This is a genomic window from Microscilla marina ATCC 23134 (genome assembly GCF_000169175.1).
Classification (GTDB): domain Bacteria; phylum Bacteroidota; class Bacteroidia; order Cytophagales; family Microscillaceae; genus Microscilla; species Microscilla marina.
On sequence record NZ_AAWS01000034.1, the window covers coordinates 52,005 to 69,407 of the forward strand.

The window sequence follows — 17,403 nt, forward strand, 5'->3', positions numbered from 1 at the left end:
CCAAGACACTAACCAGAGGGAAAGGGGCGTTAAATGTTTTTTGTGTGTTAAAGTACTGATAGTGAGGTGAATATGAAAAGTGTCCAGGTGGGCTTAGGTGCAGCAGCATCGAAAAAAACGATTGAACAAGCAAGTAAACTTCTACAAAAATACTACAATGATTTAATCAACTCATAGCCAAAACCTTAGACTTTTTTAGTAAATATTTTTGATTTGACCCTTCTGTTATTAGTAAATTAATATGTATTTTTGTTTAGTAATCCCTATACAAATCATACTGAAGATGTATGCCTGAACTTAATCATACATCTATCCATTGATTAAAAAATAAGTTGCAAAAGATAATATATTAACTAAGTTATACACCAAATTTCTTTGGTAGTAGGTGGGTTCATGTCTTGAAAAACTTGTACACTCATAACCAAAAACCTGTAAGAGTTTGAGTGTTACTTTAGCTAATTCAGAATTAAAAAAATCGCAATTACTTATCTACTGCAAAAAAAGGGTATACAAATGTTCCGTAGGGGAGAATTATTACAAGTGTTGGGCTGTGTTTGGTAAGCAATGGGTAAGTATCACCTGTTGATTATTATATTCAAACAAAGCGTTTTTTGAACACCCTAAAAACTTTACAAAATTGACAGACAATAGCAAAAGTAATAATAAACCTGCCAAGAGTCGAAATTCCCAAAGTGCTTATTTAGCCAACCAATTGGGCAAAGTACCCCCTCAGGTAATAGAGTTAGAAGAAGCTGTGTTGGGGGCGTTGATGATAGAAAAGGATGCACTGACCGATATTATAGATGTATTAAAACCGAATAGTTTTTATAAACCTGCTCATCAGGAAATTTACCAGGCAATTTTTGAGCTTTTTTCAGAGTCGCAACCAGTAGACATGCTCACTGTGACCCAACAATTGCGTAAAATGGCCAAGCTCGAAATGGTTGGAGGACCTTCTTATATCATGAAGCTGACCTCTATGGTAAACTCGGCGGCCAACATTGAATACCACGCCCGTATCATTACCGAGCAAGCCATCAAACGTGATTTAATTGCCATATCTTCCGAAATTCAAAAAGAAGCTTTCGAAGACAGTTCTGACGTGTTTACCTTGCTTGACAAAGCTGAACAAGCCTTGTTTGATATTTCTGAAAATAACATCAGAAAAAATTACGCAGACATGCGCACTATCATGCAAGATGCCATCAAAGAATTAGAAGAACGCCGCGACCAAAAAGATGGGCTTACCGGTATTCCTACTGGACTTACGGCGCTCGATAGGGTAACAGCAGGTTGGCAAAAGTCTGATTTAGTAATCTTGGCAGCAAGACCTGCGATGGGTAAAACAGCTTTCTCGCTGACGGTTTTGCGCAATGCAGCAGTAGACTTTGGCAAACCTGCGGCTTTCTTTTCACTGGAGATGTCGGCAGTACAGCTCACCAACCGTCTTATATCGTCGGAAGCCCAGATAGAAAGTGAAAAAATTAAGAAAGGACAAATGGAACCCCATGAGTGGGAAATCTTATATCAAAAAATTGCCACTATTTCTGAAGCCCCCATATTTATTGATGATACCCCCGCCTTGTCTATCCTGGAGCTGAGGGCAAAGTGTCGTCGTTTGAAAGCCCAACACGACATTCAACTGGTAATTATCGATTACCTACAGCTAATGACTGGTAACACGGGTAAAGGAGGGGCGGGTAACCGTGAACAAGAAATTGCTTCTATTTCGAGGGCGTTGAAACAACTCGCCAAAGAACTGGATGTACCTGTAATAGCCCTGTCGCAGTTGAGTCGTGCGGTAGAAACCCGCGGAGGAGACAAAAGACCTCAGCTGTCAGATTTGCGTGAATCGGGCTCAATAGAGCAAGACGCCGATATGGTAGCTTTCTTGTATCGTGCCGAATATTACGGCATTACCGAAGATGCCACCGGAAACTCTACAGCTGGAGTAGGGGAGGTCATGATAGCCAAACACCGTAATGGTTCGCTGGCTGATATTCCTTTACGTTTTATTGGAAAGTATACCAAATTTGAAGACCTCGAAACCGATACTTTTGGTATGGACATGGGAGGAGGCTTTCCTTCTGGGGGTTCGTCTGAGTTTGACATGTCTGGCGCCATTACTTTAGGTAGCAAGGTAAATGAGCCAGGACCTCCCACCCCGCCACCCCCTGCCGATGATTCGCCCCGCCCCGAAGAGAGCACGGGCAGCATCTTTCCTCCAAGCAATTTAGACGATGATCCACCTTTTTAACGGGCTTTATAGGTGTGTCCATCACGTGCCGGAATGCGAATTTATCCTGGAAGTATTGTTTGATGGTTTGCGAAACTACCATGTTTTGTGGACTGTCGGACTCCAGATATAAGCTTAGAGTTTGAGTGTGTTTAAACATCTGGTACTAAATTATCGACCTCATTGGATTATGCAAGTTTTTGCCGTAGATTCGCCCTTCTTCAAAATTGTTTGTTTCAACTTTTAGTCTCAAATTTATGACACCTGGCAAAATTATACTAGTTACTGGTGGCAATCGGGGCATAGGCTTTGAAATGTGCCGCCAGCTTGCTACAATGGGACATAAAGTCATATTGACCGCGCGTACTTCTGACAAGGTGCAAGAAGCAGTAGTTCGTCTTGCCAACACGGGATTAAAAGTACAAGGTGAGGTGTTAGATGTGAGCAAAACAGGCTCTTTTAAGGTGTTTGCGCAACGTATTGAAGCAAAGTATGCCTACTTAGACGTGTTGATTAATAACGCAGGTATTTTCTTGAAAGAAAGTTTGCAATCGCTTACTGAGCAGGTACTGGATGAAACCCTCAAGACTAACTTGTACGGCCCGATATTTTTTAGCCGTGAGCTCATTCCATTGCTCCATAACAGCAAAGGGGGGCGCATTGTGAATGTGTCTAGTTTTTTGGGAACCATGAGCGACATGAACCGCAACTACACTGCCTATCGTTTGTCTAAAGCTGCCCTCAATGCCTTTACTTTACACCTTTCGGTAGAATACCCCTTACTTAAAATAAACGCTTGCCATCCAGGGCATGTACAAACCGATATGGGAGGGGTAAACGCCCAACGTACCATAGAAAAAGGTGCCGAGACCCCAGTATGGCTTGCTGTCCACACTGAAATACCCACTGGTAAGTTTTTCTTTGACAAGCAGGTGGTGGGGTGGTAGTTTCTGCAGGAGCAAGCTTTAAGCGACAAGTCCTTAGGTGTTGATGCATATCTTTGCTTACGCAAAAAACAGGTTTGATTGAAAACAATATTTTTTACGCAAGCAAAACAACATATATAAGATTAATCAAATACTTCCTCTCTTACCTTGTGTTTAAATACATCCTGAGGGTAAAACCAAGCATTGCGGAGCTTTTTCTTAGAAAACAAAGGCAGCTGATCGCCATAATGCTTGGATGTTTTTTGGGTAGAGTTGCCATAACTTAATAATACTTTGGCTTTGACAGTTTTGCCAAACTCAATCACCCCTACCCAAGAGTCCCCCCCACCTACATAATTGATTCCTTGTTTGTCGGTGTAGCCCTCCCAAGCCACTCTAAATACTCCAATGCCCCCCGCCGAACCATTGGCAGGCAAGTTATACTTGCCGTATTTCAGGCGGTGCATCTTACCCCAGGCAACGGTGAGCTTGCCGTGTTTTTGCTTAAGGTAAGTCGCCACGGCATTCAACATTTTTACTGCTTTTTTGGGCTGAGCCAAGCCATCAGGCGTAGTACGAGGCTGAGCCGCATTCCAGGGGGTTTTGTACATTTTACTGCGCCAAAATCCCATTTTAGATGCCCAAGCATAGAACAAATAAGCGCCCTTGCTATCATTGTCCAAATGTCGGTTCCAGTTTTGTAATACCTTTTTGGCTTCTTGGCTCAACGCATTGCCGTGTTGGTCTATGGCGGCAAACAAATCGTCTAAAATGCGGTCAGCCAGTTCAGAGCGGGTAGAGTGTTTGTAGGCAACCAGTTCGTCAAAAGTAATCGACGTATCTTCAGCCAACATTCGGGCAGAGCGTTGCGGACGGAAACCCATTCTGATAGGCGCCATATAGGGGGGATAGTTTTTGGGTATAAGCAATGGTGGAAAAGTAACCGACCAAGGTGGGTCATTGGCGTTTTGGAGCCAACCTTGTGGTGGATTTTTCACTTGAGGCATCTCTTTGTAAGCATGTATTTTATGCCATAGAGTAGCTGTTGTATTGCCTTTTACTACATTGTTCCAAAAAACCCAATCGCCTTTAGAACGCACTGGTACTCGTCCGTTAAATAGATAGAAAATATTCCCTTTTTTGTCGGCATACATCACATTCCAAAACGGAATTTGCTGCATTTTGAGGGCTTTTTCAAACTGGCGAAGGTTTTTGGCAGTAGCCATTTTCCACCATTGTAAAGCCATATTGGGGGCATTGGTGCCTGCCATTTTTATTGCCAAAGCCCTGCGTTTGCTCATTTTTACTACAGGACCGTGCTCCGAGGCAAGCAAGTCAATGGTTTTGCGCTGAAACTTGCCCTCTTTGGTTTTTATCCGGATGGTCGTACGGGTTTTTACAAATGGCTTGACTGCTCCATCCATTACATATCCCCCATCTTTGAGTTCCAGTTCGTATGTATCAGCATTGTCTATAGTATTATCTGTATGGCTCCAGCCCAGGTGTTGATTAAAACCAATGGCTATGCCTGGCAAGCCTACCAGGTTTACCCCATAGGTATTATGACGGGGGCTTATAAGGTGCATTTCGTGAAACAAAAACTCATTGCTCCACGGCAGGTGAGGGTTTTGCACCAACATGGCATTTTTGCTTGCCGACCGGGAAGGAGCTATGGCATAAGCATTGGAGCCTTTGTCGGCCCATTTTTGTACTCTGCCTAGTTCGCTACCTCCCACAAACCGTGTAAATACTACATACATCAAATGTAGGTGAATGTCGTTAGTGGTTACTGGAAGGACTACTTTATATTTTTTGTCAAAATGATTGGGATGTGCCTGGGCGTATTTGTTCATTCCCTTGACAAAGGCCTCAATGTGTTTTTTTTGGGTAGGGTGTTGTTTTTTTTGCCATCGTTTTGCCAACTGCGGAAATTGCAGCGAGTGGATGAGCTTGTCATTGTGCAGGTAGCGCATTCCCCAATATTCGGCGGCTTTGCCCCGTGACTTGCCATACATTTTTAGTATGAGGTTGCCGTGGTTGTGCATGTGTGCCCAGCCCATAGCCATAAACAGGTCTTGGTCGTTTTTAGCGTAGATATGAGGCACCCCCCAGGTATCCCAGATGATACGGGTTTGTTTGAAGTTTATTGATTGGGTGTTTTGTGCCTGGCACGACAACCCCAGCCAACTAATGAAAAACAAGGTAAATAAGTTTCGTATGGTCATATAGAATGAGTGTTGATGGTAATATTAGGTAAATGGCTAAAGAAAAAATAATTACTAATCAATTTAAAAAGTAAAGCTAAAAAGAGGACAACATCAAGCTCTTTTTTTTTACTTTTTAAGCCATCACTTGTTGTAAGTATTTGATTAATAAGTTGTTAGTGATACTGAGGGAGAGGTTTGAAAATTGTTGGTTTTTTTTAACACAAGCATTTGTTTTTTGCTAACATTGTTTTATATTTGCCAAACAAATGAGCAAGAAAGTGTTTATAAAAAGTTATAAACATCTCAAAATATTGAAAATATTTGTTAGCATTTCGTGCGATGTTTCGTCGCAGTAGAAGTTAAGCTCTCCATACATCACCATACGGCAATGTCATTCAGCGTATTCTAATTTACTATACCCCATAGTATAATCGAATTTAGCTGAACGGGCGAAGCCCTCAATGGTCAATTTTACTATGGGGTATAGTAACCCTAGCCTCCCATACGCCTACAGTGATTTCCGCTGGTCTCAGGCAAGAAGTAACAAATAATCATCATTTTTTTATTACTTATTGATAGTATAGTCTCAAATCGAGTTAGCATTTCGTGCGATGTTTCGTCGCAGTAGAAGTCAAGCTTTCCATACATCACTATACGGCAATGTCATTCAGCGTATTTTTAGGCTAGGGGGTATTACTCAAAGTAAAGCTATCCAAACATCATTTATAGTAATTTCATTTGGCGTGTTGAAGAGCCAAAAAGCAGCGTCGGTTTAATGCCTGCCTGTTTGTCTCTTGCTACGCTGGCAATGATTATTACAAATACCAGTGAGTAGTCACAATATTTGGTAAAAATACAAGCACACAACACCCACTTATTTTAAGTGAGTGAAGAATAAAGTAAAGTTGTAAGTTGAGTTAGCATTTCGTGCGATGTTTCGTCGCAGCAGAAGTCAAGCTTTCCATACATCACTATACGGCAATGTCATTCAGCGTATTTTAGCGGGATACCGTCAATTCTTTCATTAAGAATAGCTGAATGAGCAAAGCTCAATTCGATTAATAATAGAATTGACGGTATCCCGCACCATACGCCTACAGTGATTTCCGCTAGTCCCTAGTGAGTAGTAACAAGACTTATCAATGAAATCAAAAAAGTTATACGCAGTCACCAATGCAAGGGTGTTGATCAGTTAAGCTATAACTTTTTATAAACACCAATACTATTAAGAGCTTAAGAATCAATTATTTATAAGAAGGAGGTCTCCTATGTTAAATGAATCATTATTGCAAAACTTTCCCCCTGCCAATGATAAAGATGTGTTTGATATTATTCAATTCATCAAAAAATCTCCTTTGGAAAAAAACTATTGGCGCATACTCAAAACACTTTATAAAAAAACAGAGACTTATTTTTTGGGTTTGTCTTCACAAGACCGCCATGCTATAGATGTTGAGTCGACCAATAACCAATTGTTGATGTTGACCCACTTGATTTTTAAGATTGACCGTATCAACCCCCAAGATGTAAAGAGCCCTTATCCCACCCACGCTACTTTGCGTTATATGAAACGCCGTGCTCGTAGATTTTTGCGCACTCTGGCAGTTCAGCAGCCTCAATACTATTTCCAAATAGCTTCTAAACTGCTTGTTTTTCAGGCCGATAAGCCTCCGTTTAACTTAAGTTATCAATGGATAAGCGCTGATATATTGTTGGGTAACTCTCGTCGTGCTCACCAAAAAGGGCACGGACAAGGCAAGTTTGTTTTTGATGGCAATCGTTATCATTTACACCGCCGAGAAGACGGACAACCTGAGGTTTGGGATGGCCACCTCAATTTTTTGCAAGAGTTACTAATGAAAAATCTGCCTTGGGAAATTTATGAATTTGCGGTGAAGATATTAGACCATCATCAAGCTACCCCTACCCAGGTAAGCGAAGAAGTGCTGGAGAAATTTTTCAGTGCACCCTCGCATTGGCTTAAGCGTACTGCTACTGCTATGGCATACCAAACGTTTTTGTTTCAGGGGGTCAAGCCCGCATTGTTTGCTGGAATGTGGTTGTATAGCAATGCCACTATTCGCAAAAAAATAGATGAAACCGATGCCAATCGACCCAATAAAGGCGCTAAGTGGTACAAAGACTATGGCAAACACCTGTTTAAATACAGTTTTAATGAATTGCGTGTAGGCAACAACGGCAAACGTATTGTAAAAGCGCTGGAGTTAGTACAGCAAAAGTATGCTCAAGAGATTCAGCCAGATAGTATTCTGCCTATAGCCCCAGCTTTGCTTCAGTCTAAGCACAAAGCACTGAATGATTTGGCGTTACAAGGAGCCGATTTTGCTCAGGAGGGCGATGCCATGGAGTGGCTTAAAGCTTTGGGTACCAACGCCAACGAACAGTTGTATAAGCAACTTGCCAAAAAGCTGATTACCAAGTTTACCCAACGCTACATGTATGCCCGAGACATTGAGCCTTATGTATACAATGTGTCGCCTTACATAGCAGACTTTGGCTGGAGATTATCTGATAAATTATCCTGGGGAATTTATTCAGTATGGAGTAAACTCACCGACTATCAGCATAATAACCGCATCAAGCGTGCATATTTTATCAATGCCATCACTACCCAGGCAGGAATCAATGCTTTTATGAATTATTATAGTGGCAGGCATTACCTAAATAGTTTGCCTGAGTATATTCTGAACGACATTATCTCAGATGGAGATAAAAGGGTTTATGATTTTTTGGTAAATCGCCTGAAACTTGACTTGATTAAGCAACCTATGTATCACTTGCAAAGGTTGGCGGTTTTTCCGGGAGATGTAAAAGAGGGTATTTTGGCTGAAGCCTTGCAAAAACTTAAAAATAAAGACTTGTTTAAAGACAGTTGGGGGGTAAATAATGGCTTTTCGAACATTTATGGTAATGATTGGGCTATAGATGCCTTTTTTCAACTCTTAGATATCGCCAAGGTGTCTGATGCCGGGGCAAGCAACCTTTGTGGGCATGTATTTAAGTATGATCAACTGGCGGAACGTTTGATGGCATACATCTATGGTTTGCCTAATAGTAGTAATCGCAAAAGCTTGTTTTTGAAGCACTTGGCAGATAAGCTGAGCCGTGATGTAAACCTTGGCTCACGTATACCTGCCGAGTTGATAAGTGAGGTGATGCTGCGGATGAACTTTGAAATGTTGCTGACCTTGGTGGCTACTGCCAACGATCAGGCTTGGGAAAACCTCAGCAAAGCAGTATATCAACAATTGCTGCATAAACAAAACGAAGTTGGTTTCTGGAAAAATATTCTTGAGCGGGTACTCTCTGCTGAAAGTCAGGTTTTGAGCAATCGTTTGATAGAAGATCAAGGCTTTTTTGAACTTTTTCAGCAACAAAAAGATGCCTCGGTACTCGAAATCAACCATCCTTCTTTTGAGCAAGCATTATTGGCTTGGGTAAAAAACAACGAAGACCTGTTTACAGCAGGTGCAGCGCCTTTGCGAAGCTTGTGTTACCACAAATTACCTTCATTGCGTCAATGGGGGCTTGCCAAAGCCACCGAGATGGGCATGAGCATTATGTTTGGGCTACAATTGCTAGAGTCGGGCATTCCTGATACAATGGCTGCCGGGCGTGCTTATTTCAATGGATTGGCGGCTGGTTCTGACGATGAAAGAGAAGCTGCTTTGGCTTTATGCGACAGCCCCAGCAAAGAGGTACGCACATTTGGAATGGAATTTCTTACGCAGCGCAAAGATCAACTCAAAGACCAACCCCAGGTACTGGCGTTTTTGTCTGAGCATGCCGATGCTTTTGTACAAGCGTTTGTATCGCATGAAATAAGTCAACAAGCGCTTAATGAACCTTTTGTGGCACGTTTCGATAAAGAGATTCTACGAATGAAAAATCGTAGCCGCAAAGCAAAAGAGCATACTAAAAAGAGGGTAGAAGAAACTATGGCTGTAGATGCTCAAGTATTGAAAGAGGTAGCACGTTCGGGGGGCAAAACTGATGCAGAATGGGCCATTGTACAATTGACCAAAAAGGCATTGGCAGGCGAAGAAATAGATGGTTTTGTCCTGGATTAATTAAATGCTTGAGGTTTAACTATTGACCTAAATACAAATCCCCTCGTTTGAAAATATTCAAGTGAGGGGATTTGTATTATATTTAGATATGAGTGGTGTCGTATACAATGTGTTGTGTAGGTTAACAAAAACTAACCTTTGTAACACTGGCTTAACTTTCTACATCTACCCAAATGTTGGTAGTAAACTTGGCGGTTTGGGTTTTCTTGCAGCGGGTACAGGTTCGTTTCAAACTATTTCCTTGCCAATCATGTCCCCAAATTCGGCAGGCAAAATGCTTTGATTTGATTTTGTCTGCCTGAAACTCCTTTAAGTTCTCGTTCTCAGGTGTTTGATGCTCTGTCATAATTGTTTAATTAACGTGTTCGTGTGTCATTACAGCTTTTTTAAGAAATACGGTTATTTTCTAAAAAAAGTTAGATGATTCACCCAATACACAAGATATTATTTTCGTCTATGTTTCCCTGTAAATCACTCATGTTAAATTTACTTTCGTGCGCTGGGTCAATCTTTAAATTTAATAAAAAAATCAAATACTTAAGTAGCGGGTGTAAGACATTTTTTAATAATGCATATTTTAATTTGCTGTTACTGACCACTAGTTACTTGTATTATTTCTGGTTTTGCTCAGAAATATCCTGCCAGACAAATGTCAATGGATAAGCGGAAAATACTGCGGGTAAAGTAAAAATTTTGAGTTTGATGCGTGTTTGCGGTGGTGGCTAAGTAAGTTTTTGGCAGGTTTGTTACACAACTCCCCAATTTAAGTGTAATACAGACGAAGCGTGAAACTGTTTTTTCAAGTTTAAAAACTTTTACTATATCAATTAATTGAAGTGAAATAGTTGAAAAAAAACGAATACGTGCTATGATAAAAATCATTTTACACCTCGATTTTCACCTTCATATTTGTGGCTTTCTAAACTTGTAATTGATGATAGAGCAGCAAATAGAGCTCATGGCTCCGGCAGGGTCATTTGAAGCGTTGATGGCCGCCATTCAGGCAGGCGCCAATTCGGTATATTTTGGGGTAGATCAGCTCAACATGCGCGCCCGTGCCACTATGAATTTTACCTTGGATGATTTGGGTGAAATTGCTAAAATATGCCAACAATACAACGTTAAAACCTACCTTACCCTCAACACCATTATTTATGACCATGACTTGTCGTTGTTTAAACGCATTGTACAGCAGGTAAAAAAACATAATATTACAGCCATCATTGCCAGCGACCAGGCAGTGATTAGTTATGCCCACTCTCAGGGGGTAGAGGTACATATTTCTACCCAAACCAATATTACAAACATAGAGTCTGTAAAGTTTTTTGCCCACTTTGCCGATGTGATGGTGTTGGCGCGTGAGCTAAGCCTCAAGCAAGTAAAAGCGATAGCAGACGCAGTGAAAAAAGAACAAATCACCGGACCTTCGGGCAAGTTGGTAGCGCTCGAAGTTTTTGCGCATGGTGCTTTGTGTATGGCGGTATCGGGCAAGTGTTATTTGAGCTTGCATACCCACAACTCATCGGCAAACCGAGGGGCTTGTATTCAAAACTGTCGCCGTACTTATACTGTCATCGATAAAGAGGAAGGCTTTGAGTTTGATATTGACAATGAGTTTATTATGTCGCCCAAAGACTTGTGTACTATAGACTTTTTAGATCAACTGCTAGACACGGGTATCAATGTGCTGAAAATAGAAGGCAGAGGGCGGGCTCCTGAATACGTAAAAACCGTGATTGCTTGTTATCGCGAAGCAATAGATGCTTACCAGGCGGGTACTTATACCTCTGCCAGAGTAGAAGGCTGGATGAAACGTTTGCACAATGTATACAATCGAGACTTTTGGGGAGGCTATTACCTGGGGCAAAAGTTAGGGGAGTGGACAGACACGAGTGGCTCGAAAGCCCGCCAAAAAAAGGTGTACCTAGGTAAAGGCATGCACTATTTTTCTAACCTGCAAGTGGGAGAGTTTAAGATAGAGGCACAATCGTTGAAAAAAGGTGATCAAATACTCATTACCGGACAAACTACCGGAGTGATTGAGACAAGTGTATATGAAATAAGGGTAAACAATGCCATAGTAGACGAAGCCAAACGAGGTGAGGCTTGCTCGTTTAAGGTAGCGGCTAAAATTCGCCCATCAGATAAGTTATATAAGGTAGTAGAGGTGTAAGCAAACTTGAAAGGCCATGGTTACAATTACCCAACAACGACACAAATGCATTGGTTGCCATTATTGCGTAGAGCTTGCCTATGACCGCTGGCGTATGTCGAAAAAAGATGGTAAGAGTGTGTTATTAGGTGCCACTGAAAAAAAAGGGTTTTATACGGTGAGGGTAGGAGACGAAGAACTGGACGATAACCTAAAAGCAGCGGAGGCTTGCCCGGTAAAAATTATTCAGGTGCGGCAACGATAGATGTGGTTGCTGCACCCATAATTAGATGTAATACTCCGAGGATATTTATTAGTTTTGCTCTTGTTTTGTTGTATCAATACTCAAAACTTACACCTTTTTTTATAAAAAAGATTGCTACCAGGGAAGTTTTTAAACAAAAACATGAGTTATTTGTTTTAACCTCAAAAACAGTAGATTATTTTGTTAAATAACTTTTATTGTACACTATATTTGGCTGTTAAAAGCTCATCAAATCTACTTCAACCTCTTTAAAAACCTCCCTTCATTTTACTACTAACCAATTAGTTATACTTTTTGCAACTGATTGCCAGAGTGATACTTAGGCTTTGAAAAAGACTTGTTTTTTGTTCATTCTACCCTGTATAGGTTCACTCACTTATTTTGCCAGTACCAGGCTGCACTCCATAAAACGTGTTCTCCTTAAAATATTAGAATTTATGCGATTTTTTGAATATAAATCAAAATAATATATGGATTTGTTATATTTGTACTTGTTTATATTCTGAATAGGTGTATCAAAAAACAAGTGCATAAATTTGCTTCATCCCGATAAGTTACTACTTTCGCATCATTCAATTATATTACGCACAATTAAATACACTTATTTACGATGAAAATTAATCAATTCTGGGCAAAATCGATCAATTCGATTTTGTCCACACTTTTGCTTGTCTTTTTTGCAAATCTTCAAGCATGGTCGCAAACCCCTCTAAACGACCTGGTAGAAAAAGTAAACTTCAAGTTTGACAGTAAATCCCGTACTACGGGCAACTCATGGAAAGATGTGCAGTTGCCCACAAATGCGATTTATGGGCGTTTTATTATTTCTAAGGCTAACCTTGGGAAGTATAGCAAAGTTATTTTCACCTCTTACAAAGATGGACAACAGCAAGTTTTGACTGGTGGACAGCTAAGAGAGTGGGGCAACTCTAGTGCTTATTTTAATGGTAACCAATTGAGCGTACAGGTTATTCAAGACTCACGCGACAAAGGGCATGTTTTTCTTGAAATGGAGCAAATGATTGTGGGTTATCCTACCCGTGGCATCAAGTCGCAGTGTGGTAGTACTGACGATCGCATACCTTCAAACGATGCAGCAGTTGGCCGTATTGTACCAGTAGGATGTACAGGGTGGTTAATTACCAACGGTAAAATGGTAACAGCGGGTCACTGTACAGGTTCAAGTGCCCAAATACTGGAATTCAATGTACCTGCTTCTAACTCTAATGGCTCTATTGTACACCCCCCAGTAAAAGACCAATATCCTCTTTTGACTTCTTCATTGCAAACTGGTTATCCATCTGAAGACTGGGCAGTATACAACTTAGGCACCAACTCTGAGACTGGTTTGACGGCATTGGCAGCTCAAAACAAGTCTTTCAACGTGGTACAAACTAATGCTGCAAACACGATCAGAATTACTGGTTTTGGGGTAGAAAAAAGCAGCAACAATCCTTATAACCCTGAAAGAAACCAAACCCAACAAACCCATACCGGACCTTTTTCGAGTGCTACTGGTACTAAATTGTACTATGCCACAGATACTGAGGGTGGTAACTCTGGTTCGCCTGTAATTGATGAGGCTACTGGTAACGCGATTGGTGTACACACCCACGGAGGTTGTTCTACAGGTTCCAATAGCGGAACAAACGCGCAGTTACAAAGCTTTTGGAATGCAATGGGGCTTGGTGACGGTAACCCCGACCCAGGTACTTACTGTGTTTCTAAAGGAAACAACGTGAGCGATGAATATATTAGTAAGGTAGTATTTGGCAGCATCAACAAAAGCTCAGATGGCGGCAATGGCTATTCTGATTTTACGGCGACAAGCACCGATGTAGCACTTAATTCTACCACTACCATCTCTATTACCCCTACCTGGACAGGTACTCAGTACAACGAAGCCTACAGTGTATGGATTGATTTTAACCAAGACGGTGATTTTGGTGATGCTGGCGAGCAGGTCTTTACTAAAGCGGCAAGCCAAGTTACTCCTGTAACTGGTAATATTACCATTCCGGCCAGCGCCAAAGAGGGAACTACCCGTATGCGTGTGTCAATGAAATACAATGCAGTGCCTACTTCTTGCGAAACTTTTACTTATGGTGAAGTAGAAGACTACACCGTAAACATTACTAATGGAACCACCCCTGCACCTACTTACTGTGCTTCTAAAGGTAATAATGTGAGCGACGAATATATTAGTAAGGTAGTATTTGGTAGTATCAACAATAGCTCTGACGGAAGCAATGGTTACACCGATTTTACTTCTACGTCTACCTCTATAGCTCCTGGCAGCAGTGCTACAATTACTATTACCCCTACCTGGACAGGTACTGTATACAGCGAAGGTTACAGCGTATGGATTGACTTTAACCGTGATGGTGACTTTACCGATGCTGGTGAGCAAGTATTTACTCAGTCGGCTACTCAAAGTACGTCTGTATCTGGCACAATTAGTATTCCTGCTTCGGCTACTACTGGCGCTACTCGTATGCGTGTATCAATGAAATACAATGCAGTGCCTACTTCTTGCGAAAGCTTTACTTATGGCGAGGTAGAAGACTATACGGTAAACATTGGTGGAGCTTCGGTAGAAAGTGCAGCTAAAAATTTGCCTGCCGAAACTGTAGTATTGTACCCAAGTCCTGCCAAATCTGGGCAAAATATCAATATGAGAAGCAACCAGGCTGGACAAGTATATACAGTAATGTCTGCCTTGGGGCGTGTAGTGTTGAGCGGTAAAGTATCAGATAGCAATTTTCAGATCAATACTTCTAAACTGGGCAAAGGCTTGTACATCTTGCGCGTGGGTAAGTCTACCAGAAAATTTTTGATTGACTAGTGTCTCTATTAGTTTCAAGCCCTTAGCTACAAGCTACAAGTGGCTCGGAACACTTCAAGTACAAGGTTGCTTCTACAACAGAGGCAGCCTTGTATTGCTTTAGAAGCAGGAGCAAAGAAAGTTTTTCATAATCAAATCCTTCGCTGTAAGCTACAAGTGGCTCGGAACACTTCAAGTACAAGGTTGCTTCTACAACAGAGGCAGCCTTGTATTGCTTTAGAAGCAGGAGCAAAGAAAGTTTTTCATAATCAAATCCTTCGCTGTAAGCTACAAGTGGCTCGGAACACTTCAAGTACAAGGTTGCTTCTACAACAGAGGCAGCCTTGTATTGCTTTAGAAGCAGGAGCAAAGAAAGTTTTTCATAATCAAATCCTTCGCTGTAAGCTACAAGTGGCTCGGAACACTTCAAGTACAAGGTTGCTTCTACAACAGAGGCAGCCTTGTATTGCTTTAGAAGCAGGAGCAAAGAAAGTTTTTCATAATCAAATCCTTCGCTGTAAGCTACAAGTGGCTCGGAACACTTCAAGTACAAGGTTGCTTCTACAACAGAGGCAGCCTTGTATTGCTTTAGAAGTAGGAGCAAGGAAAGTTTTTCATAATCAAGCCCTTGGCTACAAGTGGCTTAAAACATTTCAAGTACAAGGTTGCTTCTACAACAGAGGCAGCCTTGTATTGCTTTAGAAGCAGGAGCAAGGTAGCTTCTCAGGATCAAGTTCGGAGTGCAAGCATAAACTTTCTAAAATCTAAGGATACAAGTTACACCGCGTTAAACTTGCGTTAGAGCAGACTTCGGAGTACCTCAGCCATATAACTATAAAGCAATAGAGTAATAAAACTATCAAACCATTTTATCTATCAAACTATATTTTCCGCCTATTTTTATAAATTAGCCCCCTTTCTCAGGAATGAAAAAAACGATATATGAAACAGTTCACAAAGCTTTCATTGCTTTATAGTGTTTGCTTGGGTTTGTTTTGGGGTATGTTGCCTTCGTTGGCGCAAGCCCAAAGCGTGTATGCCCCCATTAACAACGACTACGCCCATCTCATTAAGCGGTATGAGATCAAAAATGGTAAGTTTCTCAATAGCTTGCCTACCCAATTACAGCCTTATTCGCGCAAGGGCATTGCCCAACTTGCCGATAGTGTGCAAAAAAACAGTACGAGGCTTTCGCCACAAGATGAGTTTAACCTTGTCTATTTGCGCAATGATAACTGGGAGTGGAGCAAAACCGCAGACAATGATACAAAGCGTCCTTTTCTGAAGTATTTTTTAGAAAAAAAATCAGATTTTTATCATTACCAAAGCGACGACTTCGAGGTACACGTAAACCCAGTTATTGGGGTAGGGGGTGGCCTGGAGCGGGGCGACATTAGCCAAACTCCCTACTTTAGCAGCAGAGGGGTAGAGTTACGGGGAATGATTAGTAAAAAAATAGGCTTTTATACCTTTTTTACTGATAATCAAGCGCTTTTTCCTACCTATGTCACCAACGAAATTACGCGGCTCAATGCAGTGCCAAACGAGGGGTTTTATAAAAGACCACTGAACGAAGACAAGGTCGATTTTTTGACCGCACGTGGTTATATTACCTTTGATGTAGTCAAGAACATCAGCTTGCAGTTTGGGCACGACAAAAACATTGTAGGGCACGGTTATCGGTCATTGGCATTGTCTGACTACTCCAGCAATTACTTGTTTATGAAGCTCAATACCAACGTCTGGAAACTCAACTACCAGAATATTTTTGGGCAACTGACCGCCGAGGTGCTCAATGCTGACGGCTTACGTCCCAAAAAATACTTTGCCATGCACCACTTGAGTGTAAACATTACCAAAAACTTTAACATTGGCTTGTTTGAGACTGTCATGTTTGCCCGTAATGATACCACTAACTTGAATGGGGGCAGTGGCACTTTTGATTTTAACTATCTTAATCCCATCATTTTTTATCGCTCGGCAGAGCAACAGCTGGGTAGCCCGGATAATGCCATGTTGGGAATGGACTTTAAATGGAACTTTTTGAAGCGTTTCTCATTGTATGGACAGTTGGTCATTGATGAGTTTGTGATTTCGGAGGTACGCAATGGTAATGGTTGGTGGGGTAACAAGCAAGCCGGGCAGTTGGGTTTATTGTATATAGATGCCCTGGGGGTAAACAACCTCGACCTGCGGGGCGAAGTAAACATTGTTCGCCCATATATGTATCGCCACAATTTTAAGTACCGAAACTTTACCAATTACAACCAAGCCTTGGCGCATCCTATAGGAGCCAATTTTTATGAATTTATTGGCATAGCCCGTTACCAGCCCGTCAAACGCCTCCAGCTGGCCGCCAAAGTGTTGTATACCCGCTATGGGGCAGATAGTACAGGTACTAATTGGGGCAGAGACATTTTTACGTCGCAAACCTTTCAGCAAGAATATGGCAACCGCATTGCCCAAGGCATTGAAACCAACCTGGTATTTGCTGATTTTAACGCCAGCTACCAGTTGCTTCATAATATGTTCATCGACTTGCAGGCTACCTTAAGGCAGCAAACCAGTGCTTTGGGCACCCAGCGCAACCTAATGGGTACGGTACGTTTTCGCTGGAACATTGCCCGTCGTTTGTATGAGTTTTAACAACAAGCGAGTGCAAAGGCTTTGTTTAAAGTACTTGTTAGACGAATCGAGCTTTA

Annotated in this window: 10 protein-coding genes; 7 read left to right on the forward strand and 3 right to left on the reverse strand. The window is 41.5% G+C overall.

Annotated elements, in window-relative coordinates; all coding sequences use genetic code 11:
* Positions 1–637 precede the first annotated feature (637 nt).
* Both dnaB and M23134_RS25260 read left to right on the forward strand, forming a co-directional pair.
* Positions 638–2,257 carry a replicative DNA helicase gene (dnaB, locus tag M23134_RS25255; RefSeq protein WP_157558638.1) on the forward strand — a complete coding sequence of 540 codons (1,620 nt, stop codon included), beginning with the start codon at positions 638–640 and terminating at the stop codon, positions 2,255–2,257.
* A 236-nt stretch (positions 2,258–2,493) separates the two neighbouring features.
* Entirely contained in the window at positions 2,494–3,183 is a 690-nt protein-coding gene (locus M23134_RS25260; protein ID WP_002700989.1) for an SDR family oxidoreductase, read from the forward strand.
* Between the two features lie 122 nt (positions 3,184–3,305).
* Here the strand turns inward: M23134_RS25260 and M23134_RS25265 are convergent, their stop codons facing one another.
* A complete protein-coding gene (locus tag M23134_RS25265) occupies positions 3,306–5,387 on the reverse strand; it encodes an acylase (RefSeq protein WP_002700990.1) in 2,082 nt (693 codons plus the stop codon).
* 1,250 nt (positions 5,388–6,637) lie between these two features.
* On the opposite strand from M23134_RS25265, the gene M23134_RS25270 reads away from it, so the two are divergent.
* Positions 6,638–9,460 carry a hypothetical protein gene (locus tag M23134_RS25270; protein ID WP_002700992.1) on the forward strand — a complete coding sequence of 941 codons (2,823 nt, stop codon included), beginning with the start codon at positions 6,638–6,640 and terminating at the stop codon, positions 9,458–9,460.
* 151 nt (positions 9,461–9,611) lie between these two features.
* Here M23134_RS25270 and M23134_RS25275 read toward each other — a convergent pair whose 3' ends face one another.
* Positions 9,612–9,806 carry a hypothetical protein gene (locus M23134_RS25275; RefSeq protein WP_002700993.1) on the reverse strand — a complete coding sequence of 65 codons (195 nt, stop codon included), beginning with the start codon at positions 9,804–9,806 and terminating at the stop codon, positions 9,612–9,614.
* 588 nt (positions 9,807–10,394) lie between these two features.
* Between M23134_RS25275 and M23134_RS25280 the strand changes: the two genes are divergently transcribed.
* The 3 genes from M23134_RS25280 (at position 10,395) to M23134_RS38880 (ending at position 14,722) form a co-directional block, all read left to right on the forward strand.
* Complete coding sequence (locus M23134_RS25280; RefSeq protein WP_002700995.1) at positions 10,395–11,633, forward strand: peptidase U32 family protein; 1,239 nt, start codon at positions 10,395–10,397, stop codon at positions 11,631–11,633.
* Positions 11,634–11,649: 16 nt separating this feature from the next.
* Positions 11,650–11,877 (forward strand): ferredoxin, encoded by a 228-nt coding sequence (locus tag M23134_RS25285; RefSeq protein ID WP_002700996.1) that lies wholly within the window; start codon positions 11,650–11,652, stop codon positions 11,875–11,877.
* 610 nt (positions 11,878–12,487) lie between these two features.
* A complete protein-coding gene (locus M23134_RS38880; protein WP_053337384.1) occupies positions 12,488–14,722 on the forward strand; it encodes a GEVED domain-containing protein in 2,235 nt (744 codons plus the stop codon).
* 22 nt (positions 14,723–14,744) lie between these two features.
* Here M23134_RS38880 and M23134_RS25295 read toward each other — a convergent pair whose 3' ends face one another.
* Complete coding sequence (locus tag M23134_RS25295; protein WP_002701000.1) at positions 14,745–15,305, reverse strand: hypothetical protein; 561 nt, start codon at positions 15,303–15,305, stop codon at positions 14,745–14,747.
* Between the two features lie 338 nt (positions 15,306–15,643).
* Here M23134_RS25295 and M23134_RS25300 point away from each other — a divergent pair, with 338 nt between their 5' ends.
* Positions 15,644–17,347 (forward strand): hypothetical protein, encoded by a 1,704-nt coding sequence (locus tag M23134_RS25300; protein ID WP_002701003.1) that lies wholly within the window; start codon positions 15,644–15,646, stop codon positions 17,345–17,347.
* The last annotated feature ends 56 nt before the right edge of the window (positions 17,348–17,403 follow it).

What these genes read in the sequence shown, in the direction of transcription:
- M23134_RS25260 (WP_002700989.1), top strand. Translation starts at nt 2,494, where the DNA reads ATGACACCTGGCAAAATTATACTAGTTACTGGTGGCAATCGGGGCATA.
- M23134_RS25280 (WP_002700995.1), top strand. Translation starts at nt 10,395, where the DNA reads ATGATAGAGCAGCAAATAGAGCTCATGGCTCCGGCAGGGTCATTTGAA.
- M23134_RS25265 (WP_002700990.1), bottom strand. Translation starts at nt 5,387, where the DNA reads ATGACCATACGAAACTTATTTACCTTGTTTTTCATTAGTTGGCTGGGG.
- M23134_RS25285 (WP_002700996.1), top strand. Translation starts at nt 11,650, where the DNA reads ATGGTTACAATTACCCAACAACGACACAAATGCATTGGTTGCCATTAT.
- M23134_RS25270 (WP_002700992.1), top strand. Translation starts at nt 6,638, where the DNA reads ATGTTAAATGAATCATTATTGCAAAACTTTCCCCCTGCCAATGATAAA.
- M23134_RS38880 (WP_053337384.1), top strand. Translation starts at nt 12,488, where the DNA reads ATGAAAATTAATCAATTCTGGGCAAAATCGATCAATTCGATTTTGTCC.
- M23134_RS25275 (WP_002700993.1), bottom strand. Translation starts at nt 9,806, where the DNA reads ATGACAGAGCATCAAACACCTGAGAACGAGAACTTAAAGGAGTTTCAG.
- M23134_RS25300 (WP_002701003.1), top strand. Translation starts at nt 15,644, where the DNA reads ATGAAACAGTTCACAAAGCTTTCATTGCTTTATAGTGTTTGCTTGGGT.